At 41.8% G+C, this 18,535-nt stretch carries 17 protein-coding genes; 12 read left to right on the forward strand and 5 right to left on the reverse strand.

Going from position 1 to position 18,535, the window contains the following annotated elements:
* Positions 1-87: 87 nt before the first annotated feature.
* The 4 genes from U3A58_RS03410 (at position 88) to metK (ending at position 5,067) form a co-directional block, all read left to right on the forward strand.
* Positions 88-2,187 carry a nitrite reductase gene (locus U3A58_RS03410; protein ID WP_323821984.1) on the forward strand — a complete coding sequence of 700 codons (2,100 nt, stop codon included), beginning with the start codon at positions 88-90 and terminating at the stop codon, positions 2,185-2,187.
* A complete protein-coding gene (gene cobA, locus U3A58_RS03415) occupies positions 2,184-2,960 on the forward strand; it encodes a uroporphyrinogen-III C-methyltransferase (RefSeq protein WP_323821985.1) in 777 nt (258 codons plus the stop codon). The genes U3A58_RS03410 and cobA overlap by 4 nt, the downstream gene beginning before the upstream one ends.
* Before the next feature lie 169 nt (positions 2,961-3,129).
* Positions 3,130-3,705, forward strand: coding sequence for a precorrin-2 dehydrogenase/sirohydrochlorin ferrochelatase family protein (locus U3A58_RS03420; RefSeq protein ID WP_323821986.1), 576 nt, complete (start codon positions 3,130-3,132; stop codon positions 3,703-3,705).
* Between the two features lie 108 nt (positions 3,706-3,813).
* Entirely contained in the window at positions 3,814-5,067 is a 1,254-nt protein-coding gene (metK, locus tag U3A58_RS03425; protein ID WP_323821987.1) for a methionine adenosyltransferase, read from the forward strand.
* 69 nt (positions 5,068-5,136) lie between these two features.
* On the opposite strand, the gene U3A58_RS03430 is transcribed toward metK, so the two are convergent.
* Both U3A58_RS03430 and U3A58_RS03435 read right to left on the reverse strand, forming a co-directional pair.
* Complete coding sequence (locus U3A58_RS03430) at positions 5,137-6,120, reverse strand: D-alanine--D-alanine ligase (protein ID WP_323821988.1); 984 nt, start codon at positions 6,118-6,120, stop codon at positions 5,137-5,139.
* A 155-nt stretch (positions 6,121-6,275) separates the two neighbouring features.
* Positions 6,276-6,515, reverse strand: a complete 240-nt coding sequence (locus U3A58_RS03435) for a hypothetical protein (RefSeq protein WP_323821989.1) — start codon at positions 6,513-6,515, stop codon at positions 6,276-6,278.
* A 106-nt stretch (positions 6,516-6,621) separates the two neighbouring features.
* On the opposite strand from U3A58_RS03435, the gene U3A58_RS03440 reads away from it, so the two are divergent.
* The 3 genes from U3A58_RS03440 to atpC all read left to right on the forward strand — a co-directional run bounded on the left by U3A58_RS03440 (position 6,622) and on the right by atpC (position 9,129).
* The gene (locus U3A58_RS03440) at positions 6,622-7,101 is read left to right on the forward strand and encodes a C40 family peptidase (protein WP_323821990.1); all 480 of its coding nucleotides are present in this window, start codon (positions 6,622-6,624) and stop codon (positions 7,099-7,101) included.
* A 151-nt stretch (positions 7,102-7,252) separates the two neighbouring features.
* Positions 7,253-8,755, forward strand: a complete 1,503-nt coding sequence (atpD, locus tag U3A58_RS03445; protein ID WP_323821991.1) for a F0F1 ATP synthase subunit beta — start codon at positions 7,253-7,255, stop codon at positions 8,753-8,755.
* Positions 8,756-8,883: 128 nt separating this feature from the next.
* Complete coding sequence (gene atpC, locus U3A58_RS03450) at positions 8,884-9,129, forward strand: ATP synthase F1 subunit epsilon (protein WP_057936785.1); 246 nt, start codon at positions 8,884-8,886, stop codon at positions 9,127-9,129.
* A 244-nt stretch (positions 9,130-9,373) separates the two neighbouring features.
* On the opposite strand, the gene U3A58_RS03455 is transcribed toward atpC, so the two are convergent.
* Together U3A58_RS03455 and U3A58_RS21755 are read right to left on the reverse strand one after the other, a co-directional pair.
* Positions 9,374-11,941: an adenosylcobalamin-dependent ribonucleoside-diphosphate reductase gene (locus U3A58_RS03455; RefSeq protein WP_323821992.1), complete on the reverse strand. Its 2,568-nt coding sequence runs from the start codon at positions 11,939-11,941 to the stop codon at positions 9,374-9,376.
* A 379-nt stretch (positions 11,942-12,320) separates the two neighbouring features.
* Positions 12,321-12,383 carry an alpha-L-fucosidase gene (locus U3A58_RS21755; protein ID WP_416377279.1) on the reverse strand — a complete coding sequence of 21 codons (63 nt, stop codon included), beginning with the start codon at positions 12,381-12,383 and terminating at the stop codon, positions 12,321-12,323.
* Between the two features lie 233 nt (positions 12,384-12,616).
* On the opposite strand from U3A58_RS21755, the gene rpsU reads away from it, so the two are divergent.
* The 4 genes from rpsU to U3A58_RS03475 all read left to right on the forward strand — a co-directional run bounded on the left by rpsU (position 12,617) and on the right by U3A58_RS03475 (position 15,746).
* Positions 12,617-12,811 (forward strand): 30S ribosomal protein S21, encoded by a 195-nt coding sequence (gene rpsU / locus U3A58_RS03460; RefSeq protein ID WP_057940466.1) that lies wholly within the window; start codon positions 12,617-12,619, stop codon positions 12,809-12,811.
* A 129-nt stretch (positions 12,812-12,940) separates the two neighbouring features.
* Positions 12,941-13,825 (forward strand): tyrosine-type recombinase/integrase, encoded by an 885-nt coding sequence (locus U3A58_RS03465; RefSeq protein ID WP_323821993.1) that lies wholly within the window; start codon positions 12,941-12,943, stop codon positions 13,823-13,825.
* 36 nt (positions 13,826-13,861) lie between these two features.
* Complete coding sequence (gene hpf, locus U3A58_RS03470; protein WP_323821994.1) at positions 13,862-14,167, forward strand: ribosome hibernation-promoting factor, HPF/YfiA family; 306 nt, start codon at positions 13,862-13,864, stop codon at positions 14,165-14,167.
* Between the two features lie 73 nt (positions 14,168-14,240).
* Positions 14,241-15,746, forward strand: coding sequence for an ArnT family glycosyltransferase (locus U3A58_RS03475; RefSeq protein WP_323821995.1), 1,506 nt, complete (start codon positions 14,241-14,243; stop codon positions 15,744-15,746).
* A gap of 22 nt (positions 15,747-15,768) precedes the next feature.
* On the opposite strand, the gene U3A58_RS03480 is transcribed toward U3A58_RS03475, so the two are convergent.
* On the reverse strand, positions 15,769-17,496 hold the full coding sequence (locus U3A58_RS03480; protein ID WP_323821996.1) for an ArnT family glycosyltransferase: 1,728 nt from the start codon (positions 17,494-17,496) through the stop codon (positions 15,769-15,771).
* Positions 17,497-17,551: 55 nt separating this feature from the next.
* Here U3A58_RS03480 and U3A58_RS03485 point away from each other — a divergent pair, with 55 nt between their 5' ends.
* Positions 17,552-18,517, forward strand: a complete 966-nt coding sequence (locus tag U3A58_RS03485; protein ID WP_323821997.1) for a glycosyltransferase family 2 protein — start codon at positions 17,552-17,554, stop codon at positions 18,515-18,517.
* The last annotated feature ends 18 nt before the right edge of the window (positions 18,518-18,535 follow it).

Genomic DNA, 18,535 nt, shown 5'->3' on the forward strand with positions numbered 1-18,535 from the left:
ATTTGAAAAATTTAGAGACAGTTGCAGGAAAACTTCCAGCGATAATCCTCAAACTTCCAGCCCTTACCATTTAAACTTATTACAGCCATGCAGAGCTTTAGAACTGAACTAGAAAATCCTATAGTAGAACAAGATATCATCGATTTAGAAAAGAAAATTGCACTTTTCAACGGTGGTAATATAGATGAGGAAAAATTCCGTAGCCTTCGTCTGGCACGTGGTATTTATGGCCAGCGTCAGCCGGGTGTGCAGATGATCCGTATCAAATTGCCGTATGGCCGTGTTTCTTCAGATCAACTTCGCAGGATTTGCAAGGTTTCTGATGAATACTCTACGGGAAGATTACACATTACCACGCGTCAAGATATACAGATTCATTACGTGAGTTTGGATCGTACTCCTGAGTTATGGGCGGAATTGGAGCGGGATGATGTGACTATTCGAGAAGCCTGTGGAAATACAATAAGAAACGTGACGGCCTCCGAGACAGCGGGCATCGACCCCAACGAGCCATTTGACGTGACTCCTTATGCAGATGCTGTTTTCAAATACTTTTTGAGAAATCCAATCTCTCAGGAAATGGGTAGGAAATTTAAAATTTCCTTCTCTTCCTCAGATGAAGATACAGGACTGAGCTATCTACATGATTTGGGCTTTATCCCAAAAGTGAAAGTGATCGACGGTACCGAAGTACGTGGATTTAAAGTGATGCTTGGTGGAGGCTTGGGTTCCCAGCCTAGACATGCGGATGTGTTTTCTGAATTTGTAGAAGCAGATCAGATTATTCCTTTTGCGGAAGCAGTGATCAGGATCTTTGACCGACATGGCGAGCGTGCGAAGCGAATGAAAGCCAGAATGAAATACTTGATCAAAGATATAGGTCTGGAAGCATTTCTGGAATTGGTAGAAAATGAGAAGAAAGCACTTCCTTTCAAATCTTATCCAATTGATATTGAGTCTTATGACGCTGCACAAAAGCTTCCTGATGCTCCAGCTGAGCCTGTTCAGGAAGAGCTTGGATTGGATTTTGAGCATTTCAAACTCACCAATATTTTACCCCAAAAGCAAAAGGGATTTGTATCGGTAGGAGTAAGAGTTACACTAGGTGATTTTTACACAGATCAGGCTAGAAAATTGGCTGATTTGGTGGAGAAATATGCTAGTTCAGAAGTCCGTTTTACCCTTCGTCAAAACTTCCTGATCCGTGACGTTCGCGAAGATTTGGTCCCATATTTCTATAAGGAATTGAAGGAAATCGGCTTGGCAGCTGCGGGCTACAATACACTGGGAGATATCACAGCTTGTCCTGGAACAGACACTTGTAATCTCGGGATTGCGAGCTCTACAGGCATTGCAGCTGAATTGGAAAAAGTAATTCTAGCCGAGTACCCACAATACCTGAAAAATCAGGATTTGGTAATCAAGATCTCGGGCTGTATGAATGCCTGTGGTCAGCATAATATGGCGCACATTGGTTTTCAGGGCATGTCTATGAAATCCGGAAAAGTTGTTATTCCTGCACTTCAAGTGCTGCTTGGGGGTGGTAATATGGGAGATGGAAGCGGACGATTTGCAGATAAAGTCACCAAAATCCCAAGTAAAAGAGGTCCTCAAGCCTTGAGAGTTTTGCTGGATGACTATGATGCAAATGCAAACGGACTGGACTTTCTCAGCTATTATGACGAAAAGGGTCAGATCTATTTCTATGAACTGTTGAAGGAACTAGGCGATGCATCTACCGTGACTCCAGCCGATTATGTGGATTGGGGAAATACTGAGGAATATAAAATTGCTGTTGGCGTGGGTGAATGTGCCGGTGTGGTACTTGACTTGGTGGCTACGTTGCTTTTGGAAGCAAAAGAGAAAATCGACACCGCACAGAAATGTTTGGAAGAAGGCCGTTGGTCAGATAGTATCTATCACCACTATGCTGGCTTGATCAATGCTGCAAAAGCGATTTTGCTAAGTGAAAGCCTGAGTGCCAATTCCTATGCAAATATTATAGCTCAGTTTGACGAAGCTTTCATTGCCAGCGGAAAAATTGATTTGGGTGGATCATTTGCAGAAAAGATCTACCAGATCAATCAACATGAGCCTACGGAAGAGTTTGCTAATGCATATGCTGCGCAGGCTTTGGAAATCTATGGTTTACTGAAAAGCTACCGTGAGGAAGAGGTGACTGCATGAAACCAATAATTCACCCAAAAGTAACGCTGGTCGGAGCTGGTCCGGGTGATCCTGAGTTGATCACCCTCAAGGCCGTTTTGGCACTGAACAAAGCCGATGTTGTCTTGTATGATGCGCTGATTGATCCTGTGTTGCTGGATCATGCACCTGAGGCAGCACACAAATTCTTTGTGGGAAAGCGTGTTGGAAGGCATTCCCAGCCCCAAAAAGACACCAATCAGCTTTGCGTCAGCTTGGCCAAAAAATATGGTCATGTGGTACGCCTCAAAGGAGGAGATCCATTTGTCTTCGGGCGTGGATCAGAGGAAATAGAATATATAGAAGCTTTTGGGATTACTACAGAACTGATTCCAGGAATTACCTCGGCTATCGCTGTTCCCGCATCTGCGGGAATTCCAGTGACCAAACGTGGAGTTTCCGAGAGTTTCTGGGTAGTGACTGGCACTACTTCAGCTGGTGAACTTTCGAAGGATTTGGCCTTGGCAGCGCAATCCACAGCTACGGTCGTCGTGCTGATGGGGACACGAAAGTTGGCTGAAATTTCGCGTGTTTATAGTAAGTTTGGGAAAGCTGATTTGCCGATAGCGATTATACAGAGCGGCACAACCCGTGAGGAGAAAATCGTGGCAGGCTTCATTTCTGATATTGAAAAAAAGGCTGAAGATGCCAAAGTGGAAGCCCCGGCAATCATCATCATCGGAGAAGTAGTACGGGAAAGCATGAAATTGGCCGAGTTGTACCGAGAAGTGGCTTTAGGAGCTGGAAGACAGTAAAAGGAAGACCGAAGAAAAGAACCTGCAAATAGGTGATTTCGATGGAGAGACTTTCTCGCCCAGGAACCTTTCAACCTAATTTGAATTCTGAAATTACTATCGGCCACCAAGTAAAAAAGTGCAGTTGACTTAGTCTATTATCTTGAATCTATCATCTTGATACTTTAAAATGAATCATCTCTATCCCATATTTCTGAAAGTTCATGAACTCAACGTGCTCCTCATTGGAGGGGGAAATGTGGGTACAGAAAAGCTACAATTTTTGCTGAAATCAAGCCCAAAAGCTCAGGTTACGGCAGTTTCGAGGGAATTCTCCCAGTCTTTTTTGGATCTTGCTTCCACGACAGATTCTGTGACTGTAATTGAGGATGTGTACCACGAAAAGTATCTTGGAGGAAAGCATATAGTGATCGCCGCTACGGATGATAAACCAGTTAATCGACAAATCAGGGATGAAGCCAAAGAGCGCTTTTTGCTGGTGAATGTGGCTGATACTCCGGATTTATGTGACTTTTATTTGGGTGGCATAGTCACCAAAGGAAACTTGAAGATCGCTATTAGCACGAATGGCAAATCTCCTACCGCTGCCAAGCGACTTCGTCAATTGTTGGAAGAGGTGCTGCCCGAAGAAATTGATGACTTGTTAGATAATCTGAACGCTTACCGGGATACGCTGAAAGGTGATTTTGAATACAAGGTGAAAGCAATGAATGAGATCACTGAGGGGCTGGTAAAGAAGGGTTGAACCAGCCATTACAACAATCTTTAATCAACCAGTACCGGCAGTTTTTTATTTCACCCAGTTCACGTATTTTTGGGATTACTTTAAAATACGCATTACCAACATCTATTTATGGCATATCTATTTACCTCAGAGTCCGTATCTGAGGGGCATCCAGATAAAATCGCAGATCAAATCTCTGACGCATTAATTGATAATTTTTTGGCTTTTGACCCAAATTCGAAGGTAGCTTGTGAGACGCTGGTGACGACAGGTCAGGTGATTCTTGCAGGTGAGGTGAATTCTGATATCTACCTAGATGTGCAGAAAATCGCCCGTGATGTCATCAATAAAATTGGCTACACCAAAAGTGAATATATGTTTGAAGGTAATTCTTGTGGTGTCCTTTCTGCCATTCATGAGCAATCTTCCGAGATCAACCAAGGCGTAGTTCGTCAAAATCCAGAAGACCAAGGCGCAGGTGACCAAGGAATGATGTTTGGGTACGCAACCAACGAAACTGAGAATTACATGCCATTGGCATTGGATCTTTCTCATATGATCCTTCGTGAATTGGCGGAATTGAGAAGGGAAAATAAGGACATTACTTACATACGTCCTGACTCTAAAGCTCAGGTTACTATCGAATACAGCGATGATAATGTGCCTGAGCGAATTGATGCGATTGTCGTATCTACTCAGCATGATGATTTTGACGAGGAAGAAAAAATGCTTGCCAAAATCAAGTCTGATATTATTTCGATCTTGATCCCAAGAGTTATTGCTAAGCTGAAACCAGATATACAAAAGCTATTCACTTCCGAAATTAAATACCACATCAACCCAACTGGAAAATTTGTGATTGGTGGACCTCACGGAGATACAGGTTTGACTGGAAGAAAAATCATTGTAGATACTTACGGTGGTAAAGGTGCTCACGGAGGAGGAGCCTTCTCCGGAAAAGATCCTTCTAAAGTGGACCGTTCTGCTGCTTATGCCACGCGTCATATTGCTAAGAACATGGTGGCTGCCGGCCTTGCAGATGAAGTTTTGGTACAGGTTTCTTATGCTATTGGAGTTGCTAAGCCAATGGGGATTTATATCAATACCTACGGAACTTCCAAAGTGGCTATGCACGATGGTGCCATCGCGAAGAAAATCGAAGAGCTCTTCGATATGCGTCCTTATGCGATAGAGCAGCGCCTGAAGCTACGTAATCCAATTTATGAGGAAACTGCCGCCTATGGTCACATGGGAAGAACCAACGAAGTTGTCACGAAGACTTTCTATTCTCCTTACCGAGATGCGATCAAACTTGATGTGGAGTTATTCACTTGGGAAAAATTAGACTATGTGGATAGAATCAAAAAAACATTTGAACTATAAAAACAAAGGCTTCCGATTTTTCGGAAGCCTTTGTTTTTACTTCGGTCTTCGGTCAACAAACTTCGGTCTTTAAAACATCTCTTCAATCAGCTCGGTATAAAAACCCTTCACTTCCATTCCTGCCGCACGCACTTGCTGGGAAATTAAGCTTGTTTCGGTTTGGCCAGGAACGGTGTTTACTTCTATAAAGTAAAATTTACCAGTTTCATTTTGTAGAAAGTAATCGACACGGATCGCGCCTTTACAGTTTAGCTTGGCATAGATCTTCGGAATAATACGGTTGACACGCGCAAGCTCTTCCTGAGATTGACGGCCAGGTGTGATTTCCTCAGTTACTCCGGCCACGTATTTGGCTTCGAAGTCAAAAAACTCTTTGCTGCTCACGATTTCAGTAGGGGGAAGAACAGTGATTTCTCCCTTTCCCTTATAGCATCCAATAGAGAATTCTCTTCCAGACACGAATTCTTCTACAAGCACTTGGGTGTCTTCTGCAAAAGCTTTTTCCAGTGCTTCTGGCAATTCTTCCCAAGTTTTTACCTTACTCATTCCTATAGAGCTCCCCCCATTGTTGGGTTTAATGAAAAGCGGTAAAGTCAGCTCATCTTCCACTCGCTTGAGAATTGTAATTGAGTTCTCAAAGAGTTGAAGTGATTTGGCAATATGCAGTTCTTCGATATCGTCCACAATAGCTTTGGTGTAGCCCTTATTCATGGTGATGGCAGAGCTAAGCTGATCACACGTAGTGTAAGGAATACCGATCATATCGAAGTATCCGGCAAGCTTGCCATCTTCCCCTGGTGAGCCATGAAGAATATTAAAGACTCCGTCAAAAGTGATTTTATCATCGCCAATCGTAATACTGAAGTCATTCAAGTCCACCGGAATTTTTTCTCCTGCCGCACTGAGAAAATGCCAATCTCCAGGATAGATCAGGATTTTATATACATCATAAAGAGCTCTATCGATGGTTTTTTCCACCACAGCGGCACTTTTCAATGAGATCACAGACTCTCCGGTATATCCGCCCGTGACCAAGGCAATTTTTCTCTTCATAGGTATCTGAATTAAAGGTACGAATTACTCGAATTTTCTGTTATTTCCAGCAGATTGTCGCAGATAACTACCTCAGATGATCGCAAAAAGAATGGCTTGTAAATTAAAAATCAGCTTAGATCAGCGTCCTTTTCTGCGCTGATCAGCGGGAAAACTCAAGCCAATTTAATCTGATCTAAATAGAATTTCATCCGGGTATGATCACGAGGCAAAAAGTCAATTTTATCGATTTTGTCCTGCTTATGATTGTAGAAGACTTCCACGTATTCACTCTCCAACAAATATAAATTCACCTTGTGCTTGTAATAGCGAATACCCACTACAAAGGTGCCTTCCGCGTAGAGAGTAGTTATTTTTTTGTGGAAAGGAAGGTTGGCGAATTCTTCTTTGCTCATAATCTTCGATTGTGCTCGTTAAGTTACCAAAATGAATCACTTTTTTGATAAAAAAAGATTGATTCCTGTCACGCTTCGACTTATACTTGAAGGAACATAAACCACTATGCTGCGCAAACAATTCCGTTTTACCGCTTTTTTTCTTGTATTGGGAATGATGCTCGCTACTTCCTGCGCATCCAAAAAGAAGGTAGCGCGTGAGCCGTTTAATTCGGTGATTAAGACCGCTAGAAGCTACTCTGGAACGCCATATAAGTATGGTGGGACTACCCGGTCAGGAATGGATTGCTCAGCGCTGGTTTATCATTCTTTTCATTCAGTGGGAATTACGATGCCGAGAATGTCAACGGATCAAAGTAAAATGGGCAAGAGTATTCGTACGAAAGAGATCAAACCCGGTGATGTGTTGTTTTTCGCTACGGGTAAAAGAAGGAAGCAAGTCACACATTCAGGGATTGTGACGGAGACTTCGCGTGACGATGTGCGGTTTATCCACTCCTCTACATCCTTGGGTGTTTCGGAAGATTTTCTTAGTAATAATTATTGGTCAAAAGCATTTTTATTTGCGAGAAGGGTTTTGGATTAAATTTTGGAAAGTGAGGCTCTTCAAGGCTATTGATTGACAATTAATTGAGAAGCTGTAGATTATTTCCCAAATATCCTTTGGGTTTAGGCATTATTGGTTAATTTTGCGGTCGAATTCAAAAAGCATATCCTTTTTACATTTCAATTATCAAATGGCAAATATTGGAAAGATAACTCAAGTGATCGGGCCCGTAGTGGACGTTTCCTTCGAAGGCGGCAAGCTGCCTAACATCCTTGACGCGGTAGAAGTTACCAAAGAAAATGGCCAAGTGGTCGTAATGGAAGTTCAACAGCACCTGGGTGAAGATCGAGTGAGAACTATCGCAATGGACTCATCTGAAGGGATGGTTCGTGGCATGGAAGTAAGAGATCTTGGTGAGCCTATTTCAGTTCCTACTGGAGAGGCTATCAAAGGCCGTCTTTTCAACGTGGTTGGCGAAGCTATCGATGGTCTTCCTCCAATACCAGCAGGAAAGAGACTTCCAATACACAGATCTGCTCCGCGCTTCGAAGATCTTTCTACGGCTACAGAAGTACTTTTTACAGGTATCAAAGTAATTGACTTGATCGAGCCTTATGCAAAAGGTGGTAAGATCGGGTTGTTTGGTGGTGCCGGTGTAGGTAAAACTGTATTGATTCAGGAATTGATCAACAACATCGCGAAAGCATATGCAGGTCTATCTGTTTTTGCAGGGGTAGGTGAAAGAACAAGAGAAGGAAATGACTTGTTGAGAGAGATGATCGAATCAGGCATCGTGACTTACGGTGATGACTTCGTCCATAGCCTTGAAGAAGAAGGTGGATGGGATCTTTCTAAAGTTGATTTGAAAAAATTAGAAGACTCTAAAGCAACCTTTGTTTTCGGACAGATGAACGAGCCTCCAGGGGCGCGTGCACGTGTGGCTTTGACAGGTTTGACTTTGGCAGAATATTATAGAGATGGCGAAGGTGATGGCGCAGGTAAGGATATCCTATTCTTTATCGACAATATCTTCCGATTCACTCAGGCAGGTTCTGAAGTGTCCGCACTTCTTGGACGTATGCCATCTGCGGTAGGCTACCAACCAACTTTGGCTACAGAAATGGGAGCCATGCAGGAGCGAATTACTTCTACTAAGCGTGGTTCAATTACTTCTGTTCAGGCTGTATATGTTCCTGCTGATGATTTGACAGATCCGGCTCCGGCGACGACTTTCGCCCACTTGGATGCGACGACTTCACTTTCTCGTAAGATTGCAGAATTAGGAATTTATCCAGCGGTGGATCCTTTGGAATCATCTTCACGAATTATGTCTGCCGACATTATTGGAGACGAACACTACAATTGCGCACAGCGTGTGAAGGAGATTCTTCAGCGTTACAAAGAATTGCAGGATATCATTGCGATCTTGGGTATGGAAGAGCTGTCTGAAGAGGATAAGCAAGTCGTTCATAGAGCAAGACGAGTACAGCGTTTCCTTTCCCAACCTTTCTTTGTGGCGGAGCAGTTTACAGGCTTGAAAGGTGTATTGGTAGATATCAAAGACACGATCAAAGGTTTCACCATGATCATGGACGGTGAGTTAGATCACCTTCCAGAGGCAGCTTTCAACTTGGTAGGTAGCATCGAAGATGCAATTGCTAAGGGAGAGAAATTGTTGGCTGAAGTTAGATAAATTAGATGTGAGTTGTTGGTTGTGAGTTCTGGTAACAACCAACCAACAACTAGCAATATTTTAATATTTTACCGGAGGGTTTTCGCTGATGTTTTTTCTAAGCGAAGTCTCCAATCTATAAAAATTCCATGCATTTAGAAATCGTCACACCGGACAAAAAAGTATTTCAGGGTGAAGTATCCGAGGCCAGTTTTCCTGGTGCGAATGGATCATTTCAAGTGCTGAATAATCACGCTCCTATCGTATCAGCTCTGGCAAAGGGAACAGTTTCCTTTACCACTCCGGAAGGCAAGCAATCCATGATCGTGGATGGCGGAGTAGTCGAGGTAAAAGATAATGTGATTGTATTGCTGGCTGAGAAAGTAGTCGCATAAGCAATTCATTAACTACATATAAAAAGGTCTCCTGTGTGAATAGGAGACCTTTTTTTGGGTTAGGGTAGCCATAAGGAAGGCGCTAAGAATTAGGCTAGCGTGTGTATTTTAAATTCATTGAATAATAGCCAATACGCTAAGATTTGAAGCAGATAGAGAAATGATTAGCTGTTCAGCTTTCGCCTAAACAAAAAAAGAAAGCCAGAAAGCTTCCTCCTTTTTTTAATACTAGTGAATTCACAGATCAGCCACACTTAGAAGAACCACAGTCCTTACAAGTCAAGCAACCTTCCTGATAAATCAAATTAGCAGAATTACATTGCTCACAGGTTTGTCCTTTGGCCTTCGTACCATCTTCTACATAGCGCTTCACCGCTCGCACCACACCGTTTTTCCAGGTATTGATAGATTCGCTATCTAGTTGAAGGCTGTTGATCAGATCTACAATCTTTTCTATCGGCATTCCATAGCGAAGTGTGCTGGAGATGAGCTTCGCATAGTTCCAGTACTCTGGATCAAACTTATGCGACAAGCCTTCTATGGTCGTCTTGTATCCTCGCATATTCTTATACTGGAAGTCATAGCGTGAGCTGCCATCTTCATTTCTGTTTTTGATGATCACACCTTTGTTTGCCCATCTAGGGATTAGGATACCATCTTCGTCATCTGCCAAGCCGGTAAAGACTTCATAAGGTCTTCCGTCGATAAGACCTATGAATGCAATCCATTTTTCCTTGTTGTTTTGGAAGCGAACTACGTCAGCTTCCAATATTTGTGGGCGTTTGGTAGGGAAAGGAGCGATAGAGCCTACTAGCTCTTCTTTTTCTTCTTCTTTTTTCACCTCATTAGAAATTAAAACGCCTGATCTTGATCCGTCTCTATATACTGTCACGCCTTTGCAGCCAGCTTCCCAGGCTTCCATGTAAAGTTGTCCTACGAGTTCTTCGGTAGCATCGTTTGGAAGATTGATCGTCACAGAGATCGAGTGATCAACCCACTTTTGCACGGCTCCCTGCATGTTTACCTTGCTCATCCAGTCCACATCATTGGAAGTAGCCAGGTAGTAAGGAGATGTTTTCACGATCTCATCTAGCTCTGCTTGCGCAAAGTTTTTGGATGAATCTATTCCGTTGACTTCCATCCATTGCTTAAACCTATGGTGGAAAACCACGTATTCCTCCCAAGAATCACCCAGCTCATCTACGAAATCTACTCGGACGTTTTTGTCATTTGGATTGACTTTTCTTCTACGCTTATATACTGGCATAAATACTGGCTCAATACCAGAGGATGTCTGTGTCATCAAGCTGGTCGTGCCAGTAGGTGCGATAGTTAGTAACGCAATATTTCTTCTTCCATATTCCAGCATCTCATAGTAGAGCTTGTCATCTGCTTCTTTCAAGCGCTGGATGAAAGGATTGTTTTTTTCTCGCTCTGCATCGAAAATAGCAAATGCTCCTCTGTCTTTGGCCGTGTAAACTGAGGCTCTGTAGGCTTCAATAGCTAAAGTTTTGTGTACTTCCACAGAGAATTCGTTTCCTTCTTTGCTTCCGTATCTGATTCCTAAGGCTGCTACCATGTCACCTTCGGCAGTGATGCCTATGCCTGTTCGGCGGCCTTCATTAGCTTTCTTTTGGATATTCAGCCATAGATTACGTTCGGTAGCTTTTACCTCATCCTGTTCAGGATCTGCGTCTATTTTTGCTATGATTGCATCGATTTTCTCCAGTTCTAGATCGATAATATCATCCATGATGCGTTGTGCTGCATGAACATGCTTTTTGAACAACTCAAAGTTGAAACTTGCCAGGGAAGAGAATGGATTCTCTACGTAAGAGAAAAGATTAATCGCCAGCAAGCGGCAGGAATCGTAAGGACAAAGCGGGATCTCTCCGCAAGGGTTGGTAGAAACTGTCTTGTAACCGAGATCTGCGTAGCAATCCGGCACAGATTCATTGATGATTGTGTCCCAAAAGAGAATTCCAGGTTCGGCGGATTTCCACGCGTTATGGACAATCTTTTTCCATATTTTCGTCGCTTCTATAGTCTTAGTAAACTTCGGCGTTTCGCTGAAAATTGGATATTTCTGAACATAATCCGTGTTTGCTTTCACGGCTTTCATGAATTGGTCATCTATCCTCACAGATACATTTGCCCCAGTGACTTTTCCTTGCTCCAATTTGGCGTCGATAAAATCCTCAGAATCCGGATGATTTATAGAAACAGACAACATAAGCGCGCCACGACGTCCGTCCTGAGCTACTTCTCGGGTAGAGTTGGAGTAGCGCTCCATAAATGGAACAATACCGGTAGAAGTGAGTGCTGAGTTTTTGACAGGAGAACCCTTTGGTCGAATATGAGATAAGTCATGGCCTACACCACCACGTCGCTTCATCAATTGAACCTGCTCCTGATCTATTTTCATGATGCCTCCGTAGGAATCTGATTCACCGTTATTTCCTATTACAAAGCAATTAGAAAGTGAGGCTATTTGGTATGGATTTCCAATTCCTGCCATTGGGCTTCCCTGAGGCACAATGTATTTGAAATCTTTTATCAGATCAAAAATTTCTTCTTCTGAAAGTGGGTTTGGATATCGAGATTCAATTCTTGCCAGTTCTTTTGCAATTCTAGTATGCATGTCGTTTGGCGTCAATTCATATAGGTTGCCTGCTGAGTCCTTAAGTGCATATTTATTGATCCACACACGTGCCGCTAGATCATCTCCTTTAAAATAGGATTGGGAAGCTTCGAATGCTTCATCTTGCGTGTATGTTCGGGGCGGAACTTTAATGGGGATCTGTGTGCTCATTTTATGTTGGTTTAAAAATATGCGGATGCTGTAAAGATTACATAAAGTAATCTAAAAATGGTATTTTAAAAAATGATTTTAATCAGTAAGTTTACAATAAAAAAACACAATTAACTATAAATCAAATAATTGTGTTTTTATTGATTACGGAAAGTTTACAAAATTTTTATTTTTGGAATCTTCAATCCGAAGCTTACTGGCGCTATATGCGCGGCTATAGCTACCTGACCTTCAATCGATTTGAAGCGAAGAAGTCCAATAGAATTTAGCAATTTCTTAATTACGGGAAGTTGAAGTCCACAAATTTTGAAGCCGTAAAGGTCCTTTTTATATCGTAAAGTCTCTTTAGTATTTCTGTCATATTCTGGATGAGACCAATCTAGACAGAATAAATACCCCAATGGATCAAGATGCCCAGTTTAGCCTCCTTGAACCATTCTATTTTCTCGGTAAAATCATTTGGTGGATAGGGAGAATAATGAGATTAGGATGGCAAATGCCATAATAGCTCTTGAGTGGATTATTGATGTTCACGTCTATATCAATGAGACTTGAGATAAAAATTGGCAAATCACCCTACTTACCAAGGGTCTTAAAAAGAGTTTATTGTGGGCGCTGTTATTGTTTTTACAATATTATCAATACCTTTGTGCCCACGAAAGGGGGTGTATAGATATGATCATAGTTAACGTAAAAGAGAACGAATCAATCGAGAAAGCGCTAAAGCGTTTCAAGAAGAAGTTTGACAAGACTGGTGCAGTCCGTGAACTTCGTGCGAGGCAAGCTTTCACTAAGCCCTCCATTAAAAGAAGAGCACAAGTAATCAAAGCGGCTTACAAGCAGCATCTTCAAGAAGAGGCAGCGAAGTAATCAGTTTTGATCTTCCGATATTGAACGCACTTGCCATCAGGCAGGTGCGTTTTTTTATGCCTCTTAGTGATTTCGATGAGTATCATTTGTTGTTTTTTCCCCTAACTTATCTCCTGAGTTACCTGACATATGATCGATTCTTTCGTCAATTATTTAGAGTTTGAGAAGAAAGCCAGCCCGCATACGGTAGATGCGTATCGTCGGGATCTGACGCAATTTGAAGAGTTTGTGGCTCTTTCTTTCGAAATAAATGAAATTTCTGAAGCCCAACATCCAGCCCTTCGGGCATGGGTAATCGATCTGGTAGATAGAGGGTTAAGCACTACTTCTGTCAACCGTAAAATCGCCACACTGAGATCGTATTACAAGTTTTTACTGAGATCTAGGATCATTTCCAAGGATCCAACGTATAAGTTAAAAGGACTTAAAAACCCGAAGAAACTTCCTGAATTTGTACAAGAAGACGCGATAAAATCCGTTTTAGATGAAAACGTTTACGAGCCAACTTTCGAAGGACAGCGAGACAAAATGGTGATGGAGTTTCTTTACCTCACTGGCGTCAGGCTTTCAGAATTAATTGGGTTACAATGGTCAGACATTAATCTAATCGAGGATGCAGTGAAGGTGCTTGGTAAGAGAAAAAAAGAAAGAATAATTCCTATTACAAAAGGTTTAAAACAGAATATTTTGCTGTATAAAAAAGTATTTGAGGAAAGGTTTTCAAAAGTAAGTCAAAGTGACTATTTTATTGTCAGCAATAAACAAAAGCAAAGTTACCCTATGATGATTTTTCGTATCGTCAGGCAGTATTTAGATCTTTTTGCGCAGACATCGAAGCGCAGCCCACATGTGCTGAGACATACTTTTGCTACTCATCTTCTTAACAAAGGCGCGGATCTGAACGCTGTAAAGGACTTGCTAGGTCATGCAAATCTCGCGGCCACCCAGGTGTACACGCATAATTCCATGGAAAAACTTAAGGCCGTGTTCGAACAGGCACATCCCAAAGCATAAAATAAATAATTTGTTCACCACTAAATGCAAATCAATATGAAACTGCAGATGCACTCCATCCATTTTGACGCCGATCACAAATTGATCGACTTTATTCAGAGAAAAGCGGACAAACTGGATACTTATTATGATCAAATTATAGACGGAGAAGTTTTTTTGAGGCTTGACAAAAATGACAACAACGCCAATAAAATTGTAGAAATCAAAATGAACGTACCTGGAAAGCAATTCTTCGCAAAGAATCAAGCAGATTCATTCGAAGCGGCTTCTGATGATGCTATTGAAGGTTTAAGACGCCAGATTAAAAAACACAAAGAAAAAGTAGTGCTGGCCAAACAGTAATAGGCTAGCTTGGCTAAATTTGTAGCATCTCTCAGGAATGGGAGATGCTTTTTTTTGTTCTAATTCCTTGTCAATGCAAAGAGCTATCAGCTACAGTATCTATTTCTGGATTATTTCCCTTTTGCTTGTGATCGCCAAGATTGTATTTACCCTGCGGCCAGAAATTGACCTATTCACAGAAGAGGCACAATACTGGCTTTGGTCTCAGAATATGGCCTGGCATTATTACTCTAAACCACCCCTGGTAGCTGTTCTTAATTATATCAGCACTGGCTTATTGGGTAATACGGAACTTGGTGTTCGGATAAATGCGATTTTATGTGGAGTGGGGATAGCTTGGGTGACATTTCTTTTTGGAAAACATCTCTACTCACCTAAAGTTGGGTTTTGGTCTGCAATGATTTTACAAGCTATGCCCTTATGGTGGCTGGCCTCTACTTTTCATATGACGGATTCCTCACTCACTTTTTTTTGGGCTTTAAGTATTTATCTAGCCTATAGAGGTATTGAAGATGGAAAGAGATCTTGGTGGATTTATGCCGGTATAGCTACTGCATTTGGCCTTATGTCAAAAATGGTCATGGTATTAATTTTTCCATTCCTGCTTATCTATCTGCTTTATACCAAAACCTGGAAAGCCCAAAGCAAGCATTATTTCCTATTTCTGTTGATCAGTTTGCTAGGATTTATCCCAGCTTTAATCTGGAATTGGCAGAATAATTTCGACACATTTAAGCACTTGGCAGCGCTGAGTGGAGGCGGGGGAAAGTCGGAAGCTTTTGATGCTGGAAAGGCAATTGCCCGATTCTTTGAGTATTTGGGAGGACAGCTGGCGATGATTTCCATATTCTTGCTTCCTCTTTTTGTAGCTGCTTTTAGAAATTTCATTAGGAAACCAGATCAGTTTAAGATCTACCTACTTTTGCCTGCAGTGCTGTCATGGGCTGGTTTTGGATTCTTGAGTCTTATTACTTCGATTGAAGTGAATTGGCCTGTGTTTGCTTATAGTAGTTTGGCGATTCTGATGGCCGCTTGGGTTTGCGATCAGAGCCTGACATTGAAAAGGATCCGAAATTGGGGAGTGGGTCTAAGTATTGGTTTGCCTTTGTTTTTTCTACTACCTGATTTTACTTATATGAAAAGTATTACAGCGATCAAAAAAGCAGAGAAGTCGGCCTTCAGGAGAATGTCAGGTTATCAGCCCTTAGCAGACCGCTTGGCAACGCTACAGGATAGTTTGGGACTGGAAGATGCTTTTGTATTTTCAGAAACCTATCATATGGCGTCGGAGCTGTCATTTTACCTTCCTGAGCATCCCCAAACCTACATGTTGAATATGGGTTCGCGAAAAAATCAATTTGATCTTTGGCCAGGTTTAGAGCAATTTGTAGGCAAAGAGGATGTGGGTATTTTCGTGAGCTGGAATTACGATTCCCTAGGTCAATTTGCCGAATTTCAGGAATTGATGTATGAAGAAGAGTTGCCGATTACATTCAGAGATGAGCCACACCGAATTGCAAAAATTCAAGTTTGGAGGAAATTGCAAAAATTCAACCCTTATCAGTCTGAAACCTATTAAGGTGTATTTTAGCAAATACTTTCTACTCGAGTCTATCCAACCAATAATATTTCTGACCTTTTTCGTCTAAAATCTGCTTGAAATTGGCATTCCCCGCATTTTTCAACAAATAGGGAATGGCACGTGAAGCCCAGTTTACAGAGGCTACCCGCATCTTGAAACCAGATGCATCAATAGAATCCAGATATTTGTCCTCTACGATCAGGTGGTTAAAACTCCCGATTTTGTCTCTAAACGCTTTGCTTGGCAAATCGATCAGTTGGTAGTCAGTGCCAAGACCAATTCTTATTTTGCTGCTGGTATGGAGGTTTCCTAAGAATCCTATTTTAACTGTCGGATCAATACTCTCTTGTGCTGCAAAGGCTTTGAACTGCTGGCCTTGATCGGGCAAAGAAATCTGGTAAGTTCCGGTAGAGATCAAGAAGAAAAGTAGCAGGAATCCATATGCAATAGCTTTTGGAAGCTTTATGTCCTTTACAGTTAGTCGTCCTAGGTAAAGTAAGATAAGCAGCGCTAACCCAAATTGTATCCAAACAAGGAAAGATGCGCCTAGGCTGATATTCAGCCAAAGGCTAAAGAGAAAAACGATTGAGTTCAGGATAAGGAAAAACCAGCTGGTGATTTTTAAGCCAGTTCTTTTGCTTTCAAATTCTGCTCTTACTAGAATCCATGCTAATAAAATAGACAATACTGGAGCTACAGGAAGCAAATAACGCTCATAGAATTTGCTGGTCATGGCTCCCATTCCAAGTATTGCCAAGCCCCAAAGTATCGCAAACCAAAAAAAAGCAGGATCTTCTTTTCTGGCAATTGTAATCGATTTTTTAGCTTTTGCAAGAGCAAAAAGTACCCAGGGCAAAAAGATCAAAATCAGAATTCCCAGAGCTAGAAAAGCATGTTGTATAATGAGCAAGTAACGTGAAGCTACTCGCCTGCCCACTTGGTCTTCCAGAAAACTATCTAAGTATGTGGGACCGTGAATTTTCCACATGGCCAAAAACCAAAACAGGCCAATACATACGCTGACCAAAATGGAAGGAAAATGGAAAAGCGTGTTGAATGAGACTTTTTTCCAAGGATTGAAAAGTAAATAAATCAATCCAATTCCCCCCAAAGCAGCAGCAGGGAGCCCTTTTACTTCAAACGCCAGAGCCAAACTGATGTAAAGAATCCATAGATATTTCTTCGGGGAAGCGTCGCCAAAGCGGATCAACCCTGCAAATCCCACTGCACTTGCGGTCATGGTCAGTACAAGTAATACGTCAGGAATGGATCGTGTAGCACTGAAGATTAAGACAGGATTTGAAGCCATTATCAGTGCAGAAAGTCCAGCTATTCGCTTGTCCTCAAATAAAACTTTTGCTGTCCAGTACGTAAATCCAATAGTCATTGCCCCGGCAATCAAGAAGAAAAATCTGGATGCAAAAGGGGTAACGCCAAATAGCTTGAATCCGGCTAGAACTGTCCAGTAGGTTCCAATAGGTTTTTTGAACCTGAGCTCACCACTGCCTAGGTAAGTAGTCAAATAGTCTCCGTTTTGTAGCATTTTGACTGCCGCATCGGTGTAGTACATCTCATCTGGATAGTGCATGTGGAAGTTCAATGCAAAGGGACCAACTAGCACTGCAAATGCAATCATGACTACCCATGGGCTGATTTGGTAATTTTTGGAGGTGGCTAAAGACATGCTGCAAAGATAAGCTGATTGACCTTTTACCACACCAAATTTTCGTTGACTTCCGAAAGCCATCTTAGTTTTTTGTCCCAGGAAGTATTTTACCGTATTTTTGACGAAATTTTATAGCATGTTTAAGCCACTTATTTCTGTAGTAATCACTGTTTATAATGAGGAGGATAATATCCAGCCTCTTTTGGAAGCCACCTATTCCGCATTGGAAGCAATTAATTATGAGGTCATTTTGATTGAGGATGGATCTACTGACCGCACAGTAGCGGAAGTAAAAAAATATGCGAATAGCCGAACCAAGCTGATTATTTTCAACCGAAATTTTGGGCAGACTACTGCATTGGCAGCAGGGATAGATATGGCCACCGGTGAATATATTGCTACCATGGACGGCGATCTGCAAAATGACCCTACTGATATTCCTGTAATGCTGCAGAAAGCAATTGATGAGGAATGGGATGTAGTAGCAGGTCGGAGAGCGAATAGGAAAGATGGGTTTGTGCTTCGCAAAATCCCGAGTAAAATCGCAAACTGGGTGATCAGAAATACAACCAAAGTATATCTAAAAGATTACGGTTGTACACTTAGAGTTTACAAGGCAGAGATTGCTCAAGGAATGGGGCTTTATGGAGAATTGCACCGTTTTATTCCAGTTCTAGCAAAGCAGCAAGGTGCAAAAATGACTGAAATGGATGTGAAGCATCACCCAAGAATTCATGGCGAGTCTAAGTATGGCCTCAGCCGTACATTCAAAGTAATGTCAGATTTGATTCTGATGCTATTTTTTCAAAAGTACTTCCAGCGGCCCATACACTTGTTTGGAGGAATAGGCATCATTTCATTTTTGATTGGGTTCTTGATTAATGTTTACCTACTCATACTTAAGATTATGGGCGAGGACATCTGGGGAAGACCTATTATGATTTTAGGATTCATTCTTGTGCTTGGAGGAGTCCAGTTTATCACCACGGGGATTATCGCGGAGATAATTGTCCGTACCTATTTCGAATCACAGGATAAGAAGACCTATACTATCAAATCTGTCTATCAAGGTGTGCTGGATGCAGGTGTCGTGTTACAGTAAAGTTTAGACTGTGTTTTG

Source organism: Algoriphagus persicinus (assembly GCF_035156415.1).
Classification (GTDB): Bacteria; Bacteroidota; Bacteroidia; order Cytophagales; family Cyclobacteriaceae; genus Algoriphagus; species Algoriphagus persicinus.